The 19,554-nt window shown below is 70.5% G+C and carries 16 protein-coding genes; 10 read left to right on the top strand and 6 right to left on the bottom strand.

From position 1 onward, the window contains the following. Nucleotides 1-351: a hypothetical protein gene (locus ACZ4NT_RS24440; protein ID WP_147464389.1), complete on the bottom strand. Its 351-nt coding sequence runs from the start codon at nt 349-351 to the stop codon at nt 1-3. A 103-nt stretch (nt 352-454) separates the two neighbouring features. Between ACZ4NT_RS24440 and ACZ4NT_RS24435 the strand changes: the two genes are divergently transcribed. Further along, nucleotides 455-1,759 carry a glycoside hydrolase family 18 protein gene (locus tag ACZ4NT_RS24435; protein ID WP_467727582.1) on the top strand — a complete coding sequence of 435 codons (1,305 nt, stop codon included), beginning with the start codon at nt 455-457 and terminating at the stop codon, nt 1,757-1,759. Nucleotides 1,760-1,777: 18 nt separating this feature from the next. Here ACZ4NT_RS24435 and ACZ4NT_RS24430 read toward each other — a convergent pair whose 3' ends face one another. Genes ACZ4NT_RS24430 through ACZ4NT_RS24415 form a run of 4 tightly spaced genes read right to left on the bottom strand, consistent with a single transcriptional unit; the run spans nt 1,778 to nt 5,616 of the window. Further along, nucleotides 1,778-2,548: a succinate dehydrogenase/fumarate reductase iron-sulfur subunit gene (locus tag ACZ4NT_RS24430; RefSeq protein WP_121405779.1), complete on the bottom strand. Its 771-nt coding sequence runs from the start codon at nt 2,546-2,548 to the stop codon at nt 1,778-1,780. Continuing rightward, a complete protein-coding gene (locus ACZ4NT_RS24425) occupies nt 2,545-4,488 on the bottom strand; it encodes a fumarate reductase/succinate dehydrogenase flavoprotein subunit (RefSeq protein ID WP_467727580.1) in 1,944 nt (647 codons plus the stop codon). Before ACZ4NT_RS24425 ends, ACZ4NT_RS24430 begins: the two co-directional genes overlap by 4 nt. Beyond that, nucleotides 4,488-5,309, bottom strand: coding sequence for a hypothetical protein (locus tag ACZ4NT_RS24420; protein WP_467727579.1), 822 nt, complete (start codon nt 5,307-5,309; stop codon nt 4,488-4,490). The genes ACZ4NT_RS24425 and ACZ4NT_RS24420 overlap by 1 nt, the downstream gene beginning before the upstream one ends. A gap of 19 nt (nt 5,310-5,328) precedes the next feature. Next, the gene (locus ACZ4NT_RS24415) at nt 5,329-5,616 is read right to left on the bottom strand and encodes a hypothetical protein (protein ID WP_121405782.1); all 288 of its coding nucleotides are present in this window, start codon (nt 5,614-5,616) and stop codon (nt 5,329-5,331) included. A gap of 438 nt (nt 5,617-6,054) precedes the next feature. Here ACZ4NT_RS24415 and ACZ4NT_RS24410 point away from each other — a divergent pair, with 438 nt between their 5' ends. From ACZ4NT_RS24410 to ACZ4NT_RS24380, 7 genes are all read left to right on the top strand, one after another. After that, nucleotides 6,055-8,328: an ABC transporter family substrate-binding protein gene (locus ACZ4NT_RS24410; RefSeq protein WP_467727576.1), complete on the top strand. Its 2,274-nt coding sequence runs from the start codon at nt 6,055-6,057 to the stop codon at nt 8,326-8,328. A 160-nt stretch (nt 8,329-8,488) separates the two neighbouring features. After that, nucleotides 8,489-10,396 carry a translational GTPase TypA gene (gene typA / locus ACZ4NT_RS24405; RefSeq protein WP_121405784.1) on the top strand — a complete coding sequence of 636 codons (1,908 nt, stop codon included), beginning with the start codon at nt 8,489-8,491 and terminating at the stop codon, nt 10,394-10,396. Between the two features lie 714 nt (nt 10,397-11,110). Beyond that, entirely contained in the window at nt 11,111-12,736 is a 1,626-nt protein-coding gene (locus ACZ4NT_RS24400) for an ABC transporter substrate-binding protein (protein ID WP_121405785.1), read from the top strand. Between the two features lie 150 nt (nt 12,737-12,886). Further along, nucleotides 12,887-13,819, top strand: coding sequence for an ABC transporter permease (locus ACZ4NT_RS24395; RefSeq protein ID WP_121405786.1), 933 nt, complete (start codon nt 12,887-12,889; stop codon nt 13,817-13,819). Continuing rightward, on the top strand, nt 13,812-14,765 hold the full coding sequence (locus ACZ4NT_RS24390) for an ABC transporter permease (protein WP_467727573.1): 954 nt from the start codon (nt 13,812-13,814) through the stop codon (nt 14,763-14,765). The genes ACZ4NT_RS24395 and ACZ4NT_RS24390 overlap by 8 nt, the downstream gene beginning before the upstream one ends. Before the next feature lie 11 nt (nt 14,766-14,776). After that, the gene (locus ACZ4NT_RS24385) at nt 14,777-15,826 is read left to right on the top strand and encodes an ABC transporter ATP-binding protein (RefSeq protein WP_121405788.1); all 1,050 of its coding nucleotides are present in this window, start codon (nt 14,777-14,779) and stop codon (nt 15,824-15,826) included. Further along, nucleotides 15,819-16,964 carry a dipeptide ABC transporter ATP-binding protein gene (locus ACZ4NT_RS24380; RefSeq protein WP_121405789.1) on the top strand — a complete coding sequence of 382 codons (1,146 nt, stop codon included), beginning with the start codon at nt 15,819-15,821 and terminating at the stop codon, nt 16,962-16,964. Before ACZ4NT_RS24385 ends, ACZ4NT_RS24380 begins: the two co-directional genes overlap by 8 nt. Before the next feature lie 125 nt (nt 16,965-17,089). On the opposite strand, the gene ACZ4NT_RS24375 is transcribed toward ACZ4NT_RS24380, so the two are convergent. Then, nucleotides 17,090-18,142 carry an amidohydrolase family protein gene (locus ACZ4NT_RS24375; RefSeq protein WP_467727571.1) on the bottom strand — a complete coding sequence of 351 codons (1,053 nt, stop codon included), beginning with the start codon at nt 18,140-18,142 and terminating at the stop codon, nt 17,090-17,092. 141 nt (nt 18,143-18,283) lie between these two features. On the opposite strand from ACZ4NT_RS24375, the gene ACZ4NT_RS24370 reads away from it, so the two are divergent. Both ACZ4NT_RS24370 and ACZ4NT_RS24365 read left to right on the top strand, forming a co-directional pair. Beyond that, nucleotides 18,284-18,784 (top strand): DinB family protein, encoded by a 501-nt coding sequence (locus ACZ4NT_RS24370; protein ID WP_121405790.1) that lies wholly within the window; start codon nt 18,284-18,286, stop codon nt 18,782-18,784. A gap of 3 nt (nt 18,785-18,787) precedes the next feature. After that, nucleotides 18,788-19,180: a VOC family protein gene (locus ACZ4NT_RS24365; protein WP_121405791.1), complete on the top strand. Its 393-nt coding sequence runs from the start codon at nt 18,788-18,790 to the stop codon at nt 19,178-19,180. Nucleotides 19,181-19,554 lie beyond the last annotated feature (374 nt).

Genomic DNA, 19,554 nt, shown 5'->3' with positions numbered 1-19,554 from the left:
TCACCCGGCCGGCCCGTTCCGGCCGGGTGCGCCGCCGGGCGTCGTCCGCGTACGCGCGCGGCGTCTGCGGCGCAGGAAGCCGTAAGCCGCGAGGGCCCCCGTGACGGTCACGGTGACCAGGGGCGGCACGAGTTCGCCGGTGGACGTGCCGTCCGCGTCGGCCCGGTCACCGTCCGGGGCCGCCGCCGCGGGGGTGGGCCGCGCGCCCGGAGGGGCTACCGCGCTCGTCCCGGCCGCGAGGCCGTGGGTGCTCGCCGCCGCGCCCGGAGGGAGCAGCCAGCCCACCGTCAGCAGGCCCCCCGCGAGGGCGTGTCCCGCCCGCGCCCGGCTCCGGCTCAGGAGTGACGTCACCTTTGGGAGCGTATGGCCCCCTGCGCGAGGAGGCGAGCGGGCCGCCGACGGGACACCCCCTAAGGTACGGAGGATCCGGGGGGACACGGGAGGGGTGCGGGGGATGGACACGGGGAACGAGAAGTCCGGCCGGGGGGCCGGGGAGGCGAACGGGTCCGGGGCCTGCCGGCCTGCGGACGCCGGGGACTCGGTCGAGCCTGCGGACGTGGGCGAGCCGGACGTCGCAGCGGACGCCGGGGAACCGAAGGCGTCCGGAGCGGATGCCGAGCCCGCGGACACCGCCGGGGGCGGAGAGGGCGCGAGTCCGGGGCGGGCCGGTGCGGCCCGGGCCACCCCCGGGGGCGGCGGGCGGGCCCGGACCGGGGCCGGCCGGGGGCGGCGGGCGAGGGACCTGTGGCGGCACCCGTCCCTGAGGTGGCCCCGACGCATCGCGCTCGCGCTGGTGATCGTGCTGGTGCTCCCGGTCCTCGCGGCCGGTGTCGCCCTGCGCGCCAACTACGCCGGGGACCCGGCCCCCGGCACCCAGACCCGCAACCGGGACGCCCTGTGGCTGGGGCACGCCTGGGTCGACGGGCGGAAACGGGACGCCGACGTCGAGGACCTCGCCGAGCGGCTGCGCAGGACCGGGATCCACGACCTGTACGTGCACGCCGGACCGCTGGAGCACGACGGGACGCTGCCCGAGTCGGCGTATCCGAGGGCCGGTTGGCTGATCGCGGCCGTACACCGCGAACTGCCCGGGGTCCGCGTCCAGGCCTGGCTCGGCGACGCGCTCGCGAGTGAGGGGCCGCACGGGATGAGGCTGGAGCGCGGGGCGACCCGCGAGGCCGTGGTCCGTTCCACCCGGCAGATCCTCGCGGCGGGATTCGACGGTGCCCACTTCGACCTGGAGCCCCTGCACTCGGGCGACCGGGACTACCTCTCCCTCCTCGACGACCTGCACCGCGTCACCCGGGCCCGGGGTGTGCCGCTGTCCGTCGCGGCCCACCAGATCGACCCGCTCCCGGCGGCCAACTCCGTCCGGGGTGCGCTCACGGGTCACCCCAAATGGTGGTCCCAGAAGTACTTCGGGCAGGTCGCCCGCCGGGTCGACCAGATCGCCCTCATGGCGTACGACACCGCGCTGCCGCTGGAGAGCCTCTTCGGCGGCCATGTCGCCCAGCAGACCTCACTCGCCCTGGAGGTCACCCCGGAGTCGACGGACCTGCTGATGGGGCTGCCCTTCTTCCACGAGGACGACTGGAGCCACCACGAGTCCGCCGAGACGGTCGCCGCCGCGGTCCGCGGCACCCGCGTGGGCCTCTCCCGCACGGACCGCACCCGCACCCGCTTCGGCGTGGCGCTGTACGTGGACTTCGCGGCCCGCGAGGAGGACTGGGACGCGTACCAGGACGGCTGGGTCGGCTGACGGCGGACCGCCCGGCCCTCAGGCCTGCCTCCTCCTGATCTTGGAGCCCAGCCACACCAGCGGGTCGTACTTGCGGTCCACGGCCCGTTCCTTCAGAGGGATCAGGGCGTTGTCCGTGATCTTGATGTTCTCGGGGCAGACCTCGGTGCAGCACTTGGTGATGTTGCAGTAGCCGAGGCCGTGGTCCTCCTGGGCGGAGCGCTTGCGGTCCAGGCCGCTCTCGGCGGCGGCATCCAGCGGATGCATGTCCAGCTCGGCGACCCGCATCAGGAAGCGGGGGCCGGCGAACGCCGGTTTGTTCTCCTCGTGGTCGCGGACGACGTGGCAGGTGTCCTGGCACAGGAAGCACTCGATGCACTTGCGGAACTCCTGCGAGCGGTCCACGTCCTGCTGCTGCATCCGGTACTCGCCGGGACCCACGCCGGGGGGCGGCACGAACGCGGGAACCTCGCGCGCCTTCGTGTAGTTGAATCCGACGTCGGTCACCAGGTCGCGGACGACGGGGAAGGCGCGCAGCGGGGTGACGGTGATCGTCTCCTCCCGGGTGAACACCGACATCCGCGTCATGCACATCAGCCGCGGCCGTCCGTTGATCTCCGCCGAGCACGAACCGCACTTGCCCGCCTTGCAGTTCCAGCGGACGGCGAGATCGGGCGCCTGTGTCGCCTGGAGGCGGTGGACGATGTCGAGGACGACCTCGCCGTCGTTCACCTCGACCGTGAAGTCCTCCAGGTCACCGCCCCCGACATCGCCGCGCCACACCTTGAAGCGGGCCTCATAGCTGCTCACTCGTACAGCTCCTCTTCGGCGAGGTACTTGACCAGCTCCTCCTTCTCGAAGAGGGCGAGCAGGTCGGGGCGGATGGGTTCGGTGGTGGTCCGGACGAGGTCGATCTGGCCGCGCACCGGATCCGTGGCCGCCAGCCCGCCCGTGGGGTCCGTCAGCCGGCACAGCAGGTTGACCCGCCGCCAGGCGCGGTCCATCGCCGGGTGGTCCTCGCGGGTGTGGCCGCCGCGCGACTCCGTCCGCTCCAGCGCCGCCCGTGCCACGCACTCGCTGACGAGGAGCATGTTGCGCAGGTCGAGTGCGAGGTGCCAGCCCGGGTTGAACTGGCGATGGCCCTCCACCCCGGCCCGCCGGGCCCGTACCCGCAGGTCGGCCAGCTTCTCCAGTGCCGTCTCCATCTCCGCCTCCCGGCGGATGATGCCGACGAGGTCGTTCATGGTCTGCTGCAGTTCCTGGTGGAGGGTGTACGGATTCTCCGGCGGGCGTCCGTTCTCCCGGCCCGGCTCGGGACCCTCTGCGGAGAAGGGCCGCAGCGCCTCGGCGGCCGCCGCGTCGATCTGGAGGTCCTCCACGACGGGTCGCCCACCGGCGAGTGCGGCGGCGTACTCCGCGGCGTGCAGACCGGCCCGGCGCCCGAACACCAGCAGGTCGGACAGGGAGTTGCCGCCGAGCCGGTTGGAGCCGTGCATGCCGCCGGCGACCTCGCCCGCCGCGTACAGGCCCGGCACCCCGCGGGCCGCCGCGGTGTCCGACTCGACGGCGATGCCGCCCATCACGTAGTGGCAGGTCGGGCCCACCTCCATCGCCTCGGCGGTGATGTCGACGTCGGCCAGTTCCTTGAACTGGTGGTACATGGACGGCAGCCGGCGCCGGATGACCTCGGCGGGCATGCGGGTGGAGACGTCCAGGAACACCCCGCCGTGCGGAGAGCCGCGGCCCGCCTTGACCTCCGCGTTGATGGCCCGGGCGACCTCGTCGCGCGGCAGCAGCTCGGGCGGCCGGCGGTTGTGGTCCGGGTCCTCGTACCAGCGGTCGCCCTCCTCCTCGGACTGGGCGTACTTCTCCTTGAAGACGTCGGGGATGTAGTCGAACATGAAGCGTTTTCCCTCGGAGTTGCGCAGCACGCCGCCGTCGCCGCGTACGGACTCCGTCACGAGGATGCCCTTGACCGACGGCGGCCAGACCATGCCCGTCGGGTGGAACTGCACGAACTCCATGTTCAGCAGGGGAGCCCCGGCGAGGAGCGCGAGCGCGTGACCGTCGCCGGTGTACTCCCACGAGTTCGACGTCACCTTGAAGGACTTGCCGATGCCCCCGGTTGCGATGACGACGGCGGGCGCGTCGAGGACGAAGAAGCGTCCGGACTCGCGCTCGTAGCAGAACGCCCCGGAGACCCGGTCCGCGTCCTTCAGCACCCGGGTGACGGTGCACTCCTGATAGACCTTCAGGCGCGCCTCGTAGTCGCCCGTCTCCCGGAAGTCCTCCTGCTGGAGGGAGACGATCTTCTGCTGGAGGGTGCGGATCAGCTCCAGGCCGGTGCGGTCGCCGACGTGGGCGAGGCGCGGGTACTCGTGTCCGCCGAAGTTGCGCTGCGAGATCCGCCCGTCGCCCGTGCGGTCGAAGAGGGCGCCCCACGTCTCCAGCTCCCAGACGCGGTCGGGCGCCTCCTGGGCGTGCAGCTCGGCCATCCGCCACTGGTTGAGGAACTTGCCGCCGCGCATCGTGTCGCGGAAGTGCACCTGCCAGTTGTCGCCGGAGTTCACGTTGCCCATGGCCGCGGCGATGCCGCCCTCGGCCATCACGGTGTGCGCCTTGCCGAACAACGACTTGCAGATCACGGCGGTGCGCGCGCCGCGTTCCCGGGCCTCGATGGCCGCCCGGAGCCCGGCGCCACCGGCGCCGACCACGACGACGTCCCACTCCTGCCGGTCCACTACGGACATCAGAAAAACCTCGGATCGTCGAAGGCGCCGGACGCGACCAGGTACACGTAGAAGTCGGCGAGCGCGACGCTCACCAACGAGGCCCAGGCGAGCGCCATGTGACGGGCGTTCAGCTTGCCGACCCACTGCCACATCCGGTAGCGCACGGGGTGCCGGGAGAAGTGCTTGAGCTTGCCGCCGACGATGTGCCGGCACGAGTGGCACGAGAGCGTGTACGCCCAGATCAGCACGATGTTGACGAGGAAGACCAGGGTGCCGAGGCCCATGTGCCCCCACGCGTAGTGCTCGTCGCGGAAGGCGAGCACGGTGTCGTAGGTGAGGATCCCGGCGACGACGATCGCCGCGTAGAAGAAGTACCGGTGGATGTTCTGCAGGACCAGCGGGAAGCGGGTCTCGCCGGTGTACTTCTTGTGCGGCTCGGCGACCGCGCAGGCCGGCGGACTCGCCCAGAAGCCCCGGTAGTAGGCCTTGCGGTAGTAGTAGCAGGTCAGCCGGAAGCCGAGCGGGAAGATCAGGATGATGATCGCCGGCGAGAGGGCCCACCAGCTGCCGAAGAGGTCGGCGTTGGGTCCGGAGTGCATCGTCTGGCACCGCTCGGCCAGACACGGCGAGTAGAACGGCGAGACGTACGGGGCGGAGTAGTAGTCGGTGTCCGCGAAGGCCCGCCACGTCGAGTAGACGACGAAGGCCAGCAGCCCGGCCGCGGTGACGGCGGGCGCCAGCCACCAGCGGTCGGTCCGCAGATGCGGGGCGGCGATCGCGGCACGCGTACGTGTCCGTACGCCGCCGCTGTCCTGATGGGGTTCCGTACCAGTGGTCAACGGTCGCTCCGGTCGGGGGTCAGGGGGCGTGCCGGTCGCGGGCGCCGAGTCCCTCGTCGTCCGAGTCGGTCCACAGGGAGCTGTCGTACGGGGTGTCCGGGATCGACAGCAGATCCGGCCGCCGGGGCGCGGCCAGCGCGGGCGCGGCCTGCCGGAGCAGGGCGACGCTCTCGCGCAGGTGGTCGGCGTCGGTGCGCACGCGGCGCATCTCCAGCCCCGTGCCCACCTGCTGCTCCAGCCGCCCGACGCACCGGGAGAGGTCGTCGAGGCAGCGCTGAATTGACGTCAAGTCTTCGTGCACGGACATGACTTGCCCTCACTTCCACGGGCTCTGCGGCCCAAGGCGGCAACGTTCATGCGCCTGCGAGTGTCGCGCGTCACACGAGCCCCTGTGAAGAGATCTGCACGGATTCCCGGCTCGCGCGCCGAGAACGCGCCCCGCGCGCGCCGGGTGCTCCGCGCCCCGGGGGTGCCGCCCCGCGGAGCCCCCGGCTTCCCCGGGACGCCGCCGTCCCGGCGCGCCGGACGGGCCGGGACCCGCCCGCCGGTCCGCCCGGCCCGTCGGGCATTGCGCCGCACGGGTGGGCTTCGCGCCCGTCCCCGCCGTGTCGCCGCTCCGGCACGGCCCCGCTCCCCTTCAGTGGGCGGCATAGATCTGATCAGCTCCATATACCGCCAAACGTGATCAGAATCCGCACTGTCCGCCTGGTGGAGCGCAGCGCGGCGAGACCCGGAGGTTGCAGTGATGTCCCACGACGGCATCGGACTGCGCGCGGTCATGCGCTCGGTCGCGTTTCTCACCGCGGGCGCACTCGCGGTGCCCGCCCTGGCCGCGTGCAGCGCGGAGGACCAGGCGGGCAAACCCGCCGCCGGGCAGGACATCGCGCCCGCGTCCCGGGACCAGGTCGCCGACGGCGGCACCCTGCGCTGGGCGGTGGACGCCCTGCCGCAGACGCTGAACACCTTCCAGGCGGACGCCGACGCGGCGACCTCGCGGATCGCCGGCGCCGTCCTGCCCTCGATGTACCGGACCGACGCCATGGGCCGCCCCGCGCGGAACGCCGACTTCCTGGAGTCGGCCCGGATCGTCGAGCGCGAGCCCAAGCAGGTCGTGCTCTACAAACTGAACCAGCAGGCGGTCTGGAGCAACGGCCGCGAGATCGGCGCCGCCGACTTCACCGCCCAGTGGCGGGCCCTGTCCGGCAAGGACACCGCGTACTGGACGGCCCGCAACGCCGGCTACGACCGCATCCAGAAGATCGAACGCGGCGCCGACAACCTCGAGGTCCGGGTCACCTTCGCCCGCCCGTACGCCGACTGGAAGTCGCTGTTCTCCCCGCTGTACCCCAAGGAGGTCATGGGGACCCCCGACTCCTTCAACGACGGCGCCCGCCGCAAGCTGAAGGTGACCGCCGGCCCCTTCGCGCTGGGCCGGATCGACCGCGAGGGCGGCGACGTCACCCTGAACCGCAACCCGCGCTGGTGGGGCAGCCCCGCCAAGCTCTCCGAGCTGGTGCTGCGCGCCGTGCCGCGCGACCAGCGGGCCGCCGCCCTGACCGCCGAAAAGGTCGACCTGGCGGAGATCGACCCGGAGGAGGCCGGGCGGATCACCCAGGCCGCCGCGGCCAAGGGCAGCGCTCCGCTGCAGGGACCCGGCGCCGCGGTCACCCCCGCCGGGGCGCTGCACTCGTGGGCGGTGGCCCACGGCTCGAACGAGAAGGCCGCGGGCAAGGAGGCCCTCGCCCGCAAGAAGCAGCGCAAGGCGGTCGCGAAGTACGCCGACCGGCAGTCCGTCCTGCGCGGCTTCGAGGTCCGCAAGTCGCTCGAACCCTCCTTCACCCAGCTCGCCCTCAACGGTTCGGAGGGCCCGCTCGCCGACGAGCGCGTCCGGCGAGCCGTCGCCCGCGCCCTCGACCGCGAGGAGCTCGCGCGTGTCGTGCTCAAGCCGCTGGGCCTGCCCGCCGTCCCGGTCGGCAGCCATCTCGCGCTCTCCGGCCAGCTCGCCTACGCCGACAACAGCGGCACCCTCGGCGGGCAGGACACCGCCGAGGCCCAGGCACTGCTCGCCGACGCGGGCTGGGTGCCCGGCGGGCCGGTCAAGGAGCAGAAGAAGCCCGACAAGGCGGCCGGAGCCGAGGGGAAGAAGTCGGAGGGGAAGAAGACCGAGGGGGCGTCCGAGGAGGAGTCGGGTTCCGGCGACGACGGGACGTACATCGTCGGCGAGGACGACAAGCCGGCGGGCACCCGGTCCGAGGCCGACCGGGAGCAGCGGAAGGACCCCAAGGGCCACGCGGAGAAGCAGGGCGGCGAGAAGCACCTCACCGCCGACGACCAGGCCGCCCGGCGGCTGGAAGGCAAGCGGTACCTCCGGGAGCACGGCAAGCAGGGCGGGGCCCCCGGGGCGTACGCGCCCAAGGGCACGGCCGCTCCGGCCGACGGGGCGGCGGGTGCGCTGGCCAAGGACGGCAAGCCGCTGACCCTGCGCTTCGTGCTCCCCTCGGGCCCCGGCTCGCAGTCGCTGCGCGCGGTCGGCGACCGGATCGCCCGGATGCTGGACCGCGTCGGGATCCGCACGGAGATCTCGAAGGTCTCGGACGACAGCTACTTCAAGGACCACATCGCGTCCGGCCAGTACGACCTGGCGCTGTACTCGTGGCCCGCCTCCGCGTTCCCCGCCACCGACGCCCGGCCCATCTACGCCAAGCCGGTCCCGGCCGCCGACGGGTCGCTGAACGTCGAGCAGAACTACACCCGGGTCGGCACCGACCAGGTCGACCAGCTCTTCGACCAGGCGATCGCCGAGCTCGACGAGGGCGAGTCGCGCGACCTGGTGCGCAAGGCGGACTCCCGCATCTGGGCCGCAGCAGGATCGATTCCTCTCTATCAGCGCCCCCAGCTCACGGCCGCCCGCCTCCGGCTGGCCAACGCCGGAGCCTTCGGATTCCAGACCCCCGTCTACGAGGACATGGGCTTCCTGAAGAAGGGCGCGAAGCCCGCGGCGGGCCCCTCCAAGGGCTGAAACCGCCGGACCGCGAGGGTCCGCCGGACCCGGCCCGCGTGGCCCTGCGGAGGCTGCCTCCGTCAGGGCCACGTACCATGGGGTAAGGCCGTGGCGTGTTCAGCCCGGCAGGCCCCGCGCAGCGGAGGCCGTCCACTCACCCCGGGAGAAGCGCCTCAATATGGCCACGCGCCACGACATCCGCAACGTTGCCATCGTCGCCCACGTCGACCACGGCAAGACCACCCTGGTCGACGCCATGCTCAAGCAGGCCGGTGCCTTCGCCGCGCACGCCGCCGAGTCGCTCGACGACCGCATGATGGACTCGAACGACCTGGAGCGTGAGAAGGGCATCACGATCCTGGCCAAGAACACGGCGGTCAAGTACCACCCGAAGGATGGCGGCGACGTCATCACCATCAACATCATCGACACCCCCGGCCACGCCGACTTCGGCGGCGAGGTCGAGCGCGGTCTGTCGATGGTCGACGCGGTCGTGCTGCTGGTCGACGCCTCCGAGGGCCCGCTGCCGCAGACGCGCTTCGTGCTCCGCAAGGCCCTGCAGGCCCGGATGCCCGTCATCCTCTGCATCAACAAGACGGACCGTCCCGACTCCCGGATCGACGAGGTCGTCAACGAGACGTACGACCTGTTCCTGGACCTGGACGCGGACGAGGAGCAGATCGAGTTCCCCATCGTCTACGCGTGTGCGCGTGACGGCGTGGCCTCGCTGACCAAGCCGGAGGACGGCACCGTCCCGGCCGACAGCGACAGCCTGGAGCCCTTCTTCTCCACGATCCTCTCGCACGTCCCGGCTCCGGAGTACGACGAGGAGGCCCCGCTCCAGGCGCACGTCACCAACCTGGACGCCGACAACTTCCTCGGCCGTATCGCGCTGCTCCGCGTCGAGCAGGGCGAGCTGCGCAAGGGCCAGACGGTCGCGTGGATCAAGCGCGACGGCTCCATCAGCAACGTCCGCATCAGCGAGCTGATGATGACCGAGGCGCTCACCCGCAAGCCCGCCGAGAAGGCCGGCCCGGGCGACATCTGCGCCGTCGCCGGTATCCCGGACATCATGATCGGCGAGACCCTCGCCGACACCGAGAACCCGGTCGCGCTGCCGCTGATCACGGTCGACGAGCCCGCGATCTCGATGACCATCGGTACGAACACCTCGCCGCTGGTCGGCCGTGGTGCCACCGGCAAGGGCGCGGACAACAAGGCGGCCGTGAAGGACCGCAAGGTCACCGCCCGCCAGGTGAAGGACCGCCTGGACCGCGAGCTGATCGGCAACGTCTCGCTCCGCGTCCTCGACACCGAGCGTCCGGACGCCTGGGAGGTCCAGGGCCGTGGTGAGCTGGCGCTCGCCATCCTGGTCGAGACCATGCGCCGGGAAGGCTTCGAGCTGACCATCGGCAAGCCGCAGGTCGTCACCAAGGAGGTCGACGGCAAGGTCCACGAGCCCGTCGAGCGCATGACGATCGACGTCCCCGAGGAGCACATGGGCGCGGTCACGCAGCTCATGGGCGTCCGCAAGGGCCGGATGGACAACATGTCGAACCACGGCTCCGGCTGGGTCCGCATGGAGTTCGTCGTCCCCTCCCGCGGCCTCATCGGCTTCCGGACGGAGTTCCTGACCGGTACGCGCGGCACGGGCATCGCCCACTCCATCCACGAGGGCCACGAGCCGTGGTTCGGCACGCTGACGACCCGTAACAACGGTTCGCTGGTCGCCGACCGCTCCGGCGCCGTCACCGCCTTCGCGATGACGAACCTCCAGGAGCGCGGCGTGCTCTTCGTGGAGCCGGGCACCGAGGTCTACGAGGGCATGATCGTCGGTGAGAACTCGCGTGCCGACGACATGGACGTGAACATCACCAAGGAGAAGAAGCTCACGAACATGCGGTCGTCCTCGGCCGACTCCTTCGAGGCGATCGTCCCGCCGCGCAAGCTCTCCCTGGAGCAGTCGCTGGAGTTCTGCCGCGACGACGAGTGCGTCGAGGTGACCCCCGAGGCCGTCCGTATCCGCAAGGTGAACCTGGACGCCCGGGAGCGCGCGCGCTCCGCGAGCCGCGCCAAGCACGGCTGAGCCGGCACCTGAAGTCCACGTCGGGCACCCCGCTCCTGCGGGGTGCCCGACGTGCGTTCGGGGCCGCTGGGCGCCGTGCGCGGGCGGTGCGGCCCGGCGGAACCGGACGCCCGGGCAAGGAAAGGGATAGGGAAAACCCTTCATTGTGCAAGAGGGGGGTCTCCGCGGAGGTGATCCCCACTACCCTGCAGATCACATGCACCCCGTCCGGGCGGCACGCGCATACCAGGCGCCACCCGATCTCCCGGACGTGAGCGCCCGTTCATCGAACGGCCCGGCCGTACAGGCGAGTTGGCCGCATGGCGGGCGGAAGGCACCCCGGCTCGCCGGTGTGCGGGCACGCCGAAGGCGCCCCAGCACGTCGGTCACGTTAGCCGCAACAGGTTTTTAGGGCCCTTGCGTCCGGAATGCGGACGGCTGCCACCGATAGATGTGTAACAAGTCCGTTTCGCAGGGATCTTTCTGCAAACCCTTTGTCCGGATTTTGGAAGAAGTAGGCGTCAGGTGTGATCGAACCGAGACCTTGTGAGTGTGGTCGGCTCCTGGCCCATGGCAGATAGTTAGGCGCGTAGAGCTCGGAGAACGGGTCACGCGCTGCAGCCGGCGCCGACTCACGAGCGCGGGGGAGTACGAACACCATGTCCGGCCCACGTGTCGGTGGTGTGTCCAGTGCTCCCTTTTGCGGTGAACCAATGGACTCATGAGGAGGAACCCATGCGCGGTGCCAAGAGCGCCAAGTGGGTCGCGATAGCCGCGGTTGTGGCGCTGGGCGCGACCGCCTGTGGTGGTAGCGATGGTGACAGCGGCAAGGACAACAAGGCCGCGGTCGACCCGAACGGTAAGTTCTCGGTCGAGGTGGGTGAGCCGCAGAACCCGCTGCAGCCCGCCAACACCATGGAGTCCAACGGCAGCATCGTCATCAATGCCCTGTTCTCGCAGCTCGTCGACTATGACGAGAAGGGCAACATCGTCATGGTGAACGCCGAGTCGGTGGACACCAAGGACAACAAGACCTACACGGTCAAGCTGAAGGCCGGCTGGAAGTTCCACGACGGCACCCCGGTGACCGCGGACTCGTACGTCAAGTCCTGGAACTGGTCCGCGAACATCAAGAACAAGCAGACCAACAGCTTCTGGTTCTCGGACATCGAGGGCTACGACGACGTCGCGCCGGCCAAGGGCTCCCCGAAGGCCGACAGCATGTCCGGCCTGAAGGTCGTCGACGACAACACCTTCACCATCACGCTCTCGAAGCCGATCCCGTACTACGTGTACAAGCTCGGCTACGAGACGTTCTCGCCGCTCCCGGACTCCTTCTTCAAGGACCCGAAGGCCGCGGGCGAGAACCCGGTCGGCAACGGCCCCTACAAGTTCGTCAGCTGGCAGCACAAGAAGCAGATCGAAGTTGCCAAGTACGCGGACTACAAGGGTCCCGACAAGGCCAAGAACGGTGGTGTGGTCTTCAAGAACTACACCAACCTCGAGACGGCCTACGAGGACCTGAAGTCCGGCAACGTCGACGTCCTGCGTCAGATCGCGCCCAAGGACCTGCCCGTCTACAAGACGGACCTCGGCGACCGTGCCGTGGACAAGGCCTACTCCGCGATCCAGACCATCGCCCCGGCCTTCTACACCAAGCAGTGGAAGGACATCGACCCCAAGGTCCTGCAGGGCCTGTCGATGGCGATCGACCGCGACACCATCACGAAGACCGTGCTCCAGGGCACCCGTGAGCCGGCCACCGGCTGGGTCGCCAAGGGCGTCCTCGGCTTCGAGCCGAACGCCGGCGGCGACGTCTTCAAGTACGACGCCGCCAAGGCCAAGTCCCTCATCAAGGAGGGTGGCGGCGTCCCGGGCAACAAGATCTCCATCCAGTACAACGCGGACGGCGGTCACAAGGAGTGGGTGGAGGCGGTCTGCAACTCCATCACCAAGGCCACGGGTGTCAAGTGCACCGGCGACTCCAAGGCCGACTTCCAGGCCGACCTCAACGCCCGTGACGGGCAGGAGGTCAAGTCCATGTACCGCAGTGGCTGGGTGCTGGACTTCCCGATGAACGCCAACTTCATCCGGGACCTGTTCGGCTCCAAGTCGGACGGCAACCAGAGCGGCTTCTCCAACAAGAAGATCGACGAGGAGATCGCTGCCGCCGACAGCGCCTCGTCGCTCGAGGAGTCGGAGAAGAAGTACCAGGAGATCGAGAAGCAGCTCCCGGAGTACATGCCGAGCATCCCGCTCTGGTACTACAAGGTCAACGCGGGCTACTCGGACAAGGTCACCGGCGTCGAGTACGCCCAGGACGGCGACCCGATCCTGACCGGCGTTCAGGTCAAGAAGTAACCGCAATCAGCCCGCGAACCGGGTACGGCGCCGCCTCGTGCGCCGTACCCGGGGGGCGGCAGCGGCTGGGGGGCCCTTTCCACACGCATCAGTCACGGGTGCGCGAGGAAAGGGCCCGTCGGCTGCCGCTGTAACCGACATGGAGGCACGATGGGGCGCTACGTCGCACGACGACTGCTCCAGATGATCCCGGTGTTCTTCGGGACAACCCTTTTGATCTTCCTCATGGTCTACGCCCTGCCCGGCGATCCCGTGCGAGGGCTCTTCGGCGACAAGGGCGGAAGCCCGCAGGTGATCGCCGCGCTGAGACATGAGTACGGCCTGGATCAGAACATCTTTCTTCAGTACTACCACTACATGAAGGGCATCATCCTGCATGCCGACTTCGGCACGCAGATCGCCAGTGGCCGCCCGGTGACGGACGTCCTCGGCGACGCCTTCCCGGTGACGCTCCGACTGGCGTCCCTGGCCTTCGTGATCGAGGTCATCGCGGGCATCGCGCTCGGTATCGCGGCGGGCATGCGCGCCGGCAAGCTCACCGACAACGTGGCCCTGCTGGTCTCGCTGCTGCTGATCTCGGTGCCGGTGTTCGTCCTCGGCTTCATCCTCAAGGCCGTCTTCGCGTTCAACCTCGGATGGCTCCAGCCGAACGTCAACGACGCCACGAACTACAACGAGTTGCTGATGCCGGCCATTGTGCTGGCCGCGGCCTCACTCGCGTACGTGACCCGCCTGACCCGGACCTCGGTCGCCGAGAACATGCGCGCCGACTACATCCGCACCGCGGTCGCCAAGGGCCTGCCCCGGCGCCGCGTGGTGGGCGTCCACCTCATGCGCAACTCGCTGATCCCCGTCATCACCTACCTGGGCACCGACATCGGTGCGCTGATGGGCGGCGCGGTCGTCACCGAGGGCCTGTTCAACATCCACGGCGTCGGCGGCACCATCTACGAGTCGATCGTGCGCCGCGAAGGCACCACCCTCGTGGGCCTGGTGACGATCCTCGTCCTCGTGTACCTGCTCGCCAACCTGCTCGTCGACCTGCTCTACGCGGTCCTTGACCCGAGGATTCGCTATGCCTGACGTGACCAAGACCGACGTCAAGACCGGTGCGATCGACCCGGTCGGCGGCACGCCTTCGATGACGCCGCCCGCGCCGCCCAAGCCCGACAAGGCCCGCAGCCTCTGGGGCGACGCCTGGGCCGACCTGCGGCGCAGCTGGATCTTCGTCATCTCCAGCGTCCTGATCCTGATCCTGCTGCTGATCACCTTCTTCCCGGGGCTGTTCACCAGCGAGGACCCGATCCTCGGCGACCTGGCCAAGAACTACCTGCAGAAGCCGAAGCTGAGCGACGTCGGTTCGCCCGACTGGCTCGGCTACGACCAGCAGGGCCGCAGTGTCTACGCCCGCGTCATCTACGGCGCCCGCGCCTCCATAGCCGTCGGCTTCGGCACCACCGTCGTCGTCACGCTCCTCGGCGGCCTGGTCGGCATGATCTCCGGCTACTTCGGCGGCCTCGTCGACTCCATCATGTCCCGGGTGACGGACGTCTTCTTCGGCATCCCGTTCCTGCTCGGCACGATGGTCATCCTGAACTCCTTCCAGGAGCGCACGACCTGGGTGGTCATCGGCGCCCTGGGCTTCTTCGGCTGGACGCAGGTCGCCCGCGTGATGCGCGGCGCGGTCATCACCACCAAGCAGGCCGACTACGTGCAGGCGGCCAAGGCGCTCGGCGCGAGCACCCCGCGGATCATGTTCCGGCACATCCTGCCGAACACCCTCGCGCCGGTGATCGTCGTCGCCACCATCTCGCTCGGCGTCTACATCTCCGCCGAGGCCACGCTGTCGTTCCTGGGCCTCGGTCTGGACGGCGTGTCGTGGGGCAACGACATCTCCGACGGCGGCAACCAGATCCGTGTCGCCCAGTGGATCATGCTCTACCCGTCGATCATGCTCAGCATCACGGTGCTGGCGTTCATCATGCTCGGTGAGGCCGTACGCAACGCCCTCGACCCGAAGATGCGCTGAGGGAGGCGTTCGTGACCATCATCGAAGAAGCAGCCGTGCCCTCGCCGCGCGGTTCCGACGACGGGCCACTGCTCGAAGTGCGTGACCTGCACGTCGAGTTCCACACCCGCGAGGGCGTGGCCAAGGCCGTCAACGGCGTCAACTACAGCGTCAGCGCGGGCGAGACGCTCGCCGTGCTCGGCGAGTCGGGCTCCGGCAAGTCGGTGACCGCCCAGGCCATCATGGGCATCCTCGACATGCCGCCGGCCAGGATCCCGCAGGGCGAGATCCTCTTCCGCGGCCAGGACATGCTCAAGATGTCCGCCGAGGAACGCCGCCGGATCCGCGGCCAGAAGATCGCCATGATCTTCCAGGACGCGCTCAGCTCGCTGAACCCGGTCCTCAGCGTCGGCTACCAGCTCGGCGAGATGTTCCGGGTCCACCAGGGCCTGTCCAAGAAGGCGGCCAAGGCCAAGGCCATCGAGCTGATGGACCGGGTGAAGATCCCGGCCGCCGCGGCCCGAGTGGACGACTACCCGCACCAGTTCTCGGGCGGTATGCGCCAGCGCATCATGATCGCCATGGCGCTGGCCCTGGAGCCGGACCTGATCATCGCCGACGAGCCCACCACGGCTCTCGACGTGACCGTCCAGGCCCAGGTCATGGACCTCCTCGCGGAGTTGCAGCGCGAGTACAACATGGGCCTGATCCTGATCACCCACGACCTCGGCGTGGTCGCCGACGTCGCGGACAAGATCGCCGTGATGTACGCGGGCCGGATCGTCGAGCGCGCCCCGGTGCACGAGCTGTACAAGCGGCCCGCGCACCCCTACACGCGGGGTCTGCTCGACTCGATCCCGCGCCTGGACCAGAAGGGCCAGGAGCTGTACGCGATCAAGGGTCTGCCGCCCAACCTGCTGCGGATCCCGTCCGGTTGCGCCTTCAACCCGCGCTGCCCCAAGGCGCAGGACGTGTGCAGCACGCAGATCCCCGACCTGTTCCCGGTGACGGAGCAGGACGGCACCGAACTGGTGGGCCGCGGTTCGGCGTGCCACTTCTGGAAGGAGACGATCCATGGCTGAGCTCAGCAAGAACGACGAGCCGGAGGCCACCCCGAACGTCTCCGAGGTGGAGATCGTCGACGCCCACTCCGAGACGGAGGCGGTCGCCGCGATCGAGGCTCCGGTCGACCGCGGTGAGCCCATCCTCCAGGTGCGCAACCTGGTGAAGCACTTCCCGCTCACCCAGGGCATCCTGTTCAAGCGGCAGATCGGCGCGGTCAAGGCCGTCGACGGCGTCTCCTTCGACCTGTACCAGGGCGAGACCCTGGGCATCGTGGGGGAGTCCGGCTGCGGCAAGTCCACCGTGGCCAAGCTGCTGATGAACCTGGAGCGGGCCACCGCGGGCGAGATCTTCTACAAGGGCCAGGACATCACCAAGCTGTCCGGGCGTGCCCTGAAGGCCGTGCGCCGCAACATCCAGATGGTGTTCCAGGACCCGTACACCTCGCTCAACCCCCGTATGACGGTGGGCGACATCATCGGGGAGCCCTTCGACATCCACCCCGAGGTGGCACCGAAGGGCGACCGGCGGCGCCGGGTCCAGGAGCTGCTGGACGTGGTCGGTCTCAACCCGGAGTACATCAACCGGTATCCGCACCAGTTCTCGGGCGGTCAGCGCCAGCGCATCGGCATCGCCCGCGGCCTCGCGCTCAACCCCGAGGTCATCATCTGCGACGAGCCGGTGTCGGCGCTCGACGTGTCGGTGCAGGCGCAGGTCATCAACCTGATGGAGCGACTGCAGGACGAGTTCAACCTGTCGTACATCTTCATCGCGCACGACCTGTCGATCGTTCGGCACATCTCCGACCGGGTCGGCGTGATGTACCTCGGCAGGATGGCGGAGATCGGCACCGACGAGCAGATCTACGACCACCCGACGCACCCCTACACCCAGGCGCTGCTGTCGGCCGTGCCGGTGCCGGACCCGGACGCGCGCGACCAGCGTGACCGGATCATCCTCACCGGTGACGTGCCCTCGCCGGCCAACCCGCCGTCGGGCTGCCGCTTCCGCACCCGCTGCTGGAAGGCGCAGGAGAAGTGCTCGCGGGAGGAGCCGCTGCTGGCGGTGCCCGAGCTCTTCCAGGGCGTGGACACCCCGGCGGCGCACGAATCGGCGTGCCACTTCGCCGAGGAGAAGGACGTCGTGCACGCGGCCTGATCCCGCATCACCGACCGGTTCCCGGCACCGCCCACGGTGCCGGGAACCGGCATGTCGGGACCCGGTTCGGGTTCGCCGACCCCCCCCGGTGGGTCGTCCGGTCCGTTGCCGCGGTCGTCCCGACGTCAGCGCACGACCCGGCCGCGCAGCACGATGCGGCGGGGACGGCGCAGGGTGCTCGGGTCGAGCCGCGGGTCCGCGTCGTACACCGTGAGGTCCGCGAGGCCGCCCTCGGTCAGGCCGCTCAGGCCCAGGAAGGCGCGCGCCGTCCAGCTCGCGGCGCCGACCGCGGCTTCGGCCGGGAGCCCGGCGGCGATCAGGTGCCCGACCTCGGAGGCGACGTCGCCGAACGGTGCGCAGTCCGTACCGGCCAGCACGGTGACCCCCGCGTCGTGCGCCTCCCGGACGCGGCGGATCATCGTGCGGTGCCCCTCGTGCCAGAGCCGGTTCCGGGCGGTGTTGCCGGTGCGCAGCGGAGCGCTGCGGGCGAAGGCGGTGAGCGTGGGCACGTACGTGGTCCCGTGCTCGGCCATGAGCCCGACGCACTCCTCCGGCATCCCCATCCCGTGCTCGACGGAGTCGACTCCCGCGCGGGCCGCGCCCAGCACGCCCTCGGCGGACTGGCAGTGCACGGCGACCCGGCCGCCGGCCGCGTGCACGCCGTCGACGACCGCGCGCAGCAGATCGTGCGGCACCGGCGCCGCCTCGAAGTCCCAGTCGCCCATCAGCTTGCACCAGCCGTCGTGCGCCGTCGCCTCCGCCACCGCCGACGCGACGAGGTCGTCGGTGACCGTGTGGAAGGCGGCGGTACGGGACAGGCCTGCCCAGGCCAGCCAGCGGCCCGCGGTGATCATCCGGGGCGCGTCGGGCGCGTCGCGCCGGGCGGCGGGTATCTCGCCCAGAAGTCCCGGAAAGCGCAGCGCCGTCGTGCCCGAATCGCGGTGCGCGGCCAGGTGCTCGGCGAACCGGACGGGGTCGAAGGACAGGTCGTCGGGGTCGTCACCGCCGCCCGGGTGCGTGTGCACGTCGACCAGTCCCGGCAGCAGGAAGCCGCCGTCCGCGACGGTGACGACGTCGGCGGCGCCGGCCGGCCGGGAGAAGGTGATCCGGTCTCCGAGCAGCCAGAGGTCGCGGGGGACCCCTTCGGGCAGGACGGTACCGCGCACGTGAAGGATCATGCGGGCAGTCTGGTCCCGGCCGCCGGGCGGGGCCAAGTCGTCCGCGCCGGCGGCCGACGCGTCCGTGCCGGGGCCCAAGTGGCCCGAGGCGGAGCCAAATTCGCTCGACACCGGGAAGCGGGACGGGGATGCTTCACCGCGATGACTCGAACCGACACGCCTCCCGCCTGGGACGAGCGCTCACAGCTGACCACCTTCCTCGACTACGCCCGTGACACGGCCCACGCCAAGTGCGAGGACGTCTCCGCGGAGAATGCCCGCAAGGCCCTGCTGCCGGGCTCCCCGCTCATGACCCTGAGCGGACTGATCAGCCATCTGCGCTGGGTGGAGTACTACTGGTTCCAGGTGGTGTTCCTCGGCGAGGAGGACGAGGGTCCCTGGACGGACGAGGACCCCGACCGCGAGATGCGCATCGCCGTCGACGTGCCCCTCGCCGACCTTCTCGCGGAGTACGCGGAACAGAGTGCCCGCTACCGGGAACTCGTCGCCGGGCACAGCCTGGACGACACCGCGAAGCGCGGCCGCGACGGCCGCCACGTCGACCTGAGGTGGATCCTCCTCCACCTCATCGAGGAGACGGCCCGCCACAACGGCCACCTCGACATCATGCGCGAGCTGCTCGACGGCCGGACGGGGGACTAGGACATGGGAGAGACCGCGCCCTTGGCCCCCGCCATCCGTCACATCACCTTCGACTGCACCGGCGACCCGTACGATCTCGGGCTCTTCTGGAGCGAGCTGCTCGGGCGTCCGCTGGCCGACGACGACAAGCCGGGCGATCCCGAGGCGCTGCTCGGTGACCCGTCCGGCGGCCCGGCCCTGCTCTTCGTGCGGGTGCCGGAGGGCAAGACGGCGAAGAACCGCATCCACTTCGACCTCCGGCCGCGGGGGCGCACGCGTGCGCAGGAGGTCGAGCGGGCGCTCGGTCTCGGCGCGCGTCAGCTCGCGGACCGGACGCGACCGGACGGCGGCGGCTGGGTCCTCATGGCGGACCCGGAGGGCAACGAGTTCTGCGTGGAACGCGGCGACCTGGACTGACCCGTCCGCCGCTCCGCAGGCGTGCCGCCCCCCTCGCTCACTCCGCGGGCGGTGACGCCGCGCCGGGCCATTCCCGCGACGGGTGCCACCGGCCCGGGTGGCACCCCCGGACGGGCGGCGAGCCCCGTGACAACAGGGGCCGCCGCCCGTCCGCTCCACCTCCGCGCCCCGCACCCGGCCCCTCCTGCCGGGCGCCGGGGGCAAGGGCCTGGCCTCGTACCTCGGAGCCCGGCCTTCCGCCTCACCTCCGCGGGGACCCTGGTCCGCCCCACGTCCCCGCCGGACCCTCCCCGCCCCTCGCCCACCTCGCGGCTTCCCGCCGTGCCCGTCCGGCCCCGCCCGCCCCGAACCCCGGGGCGTCCGGGGCCGTCGTG

The organism is Streptomyces sp. NPDC026417 (genome assembly GCF_055567695.1).
This window is presented reverse-complemented; position numbering and strand designations above follow the sequence as displayed.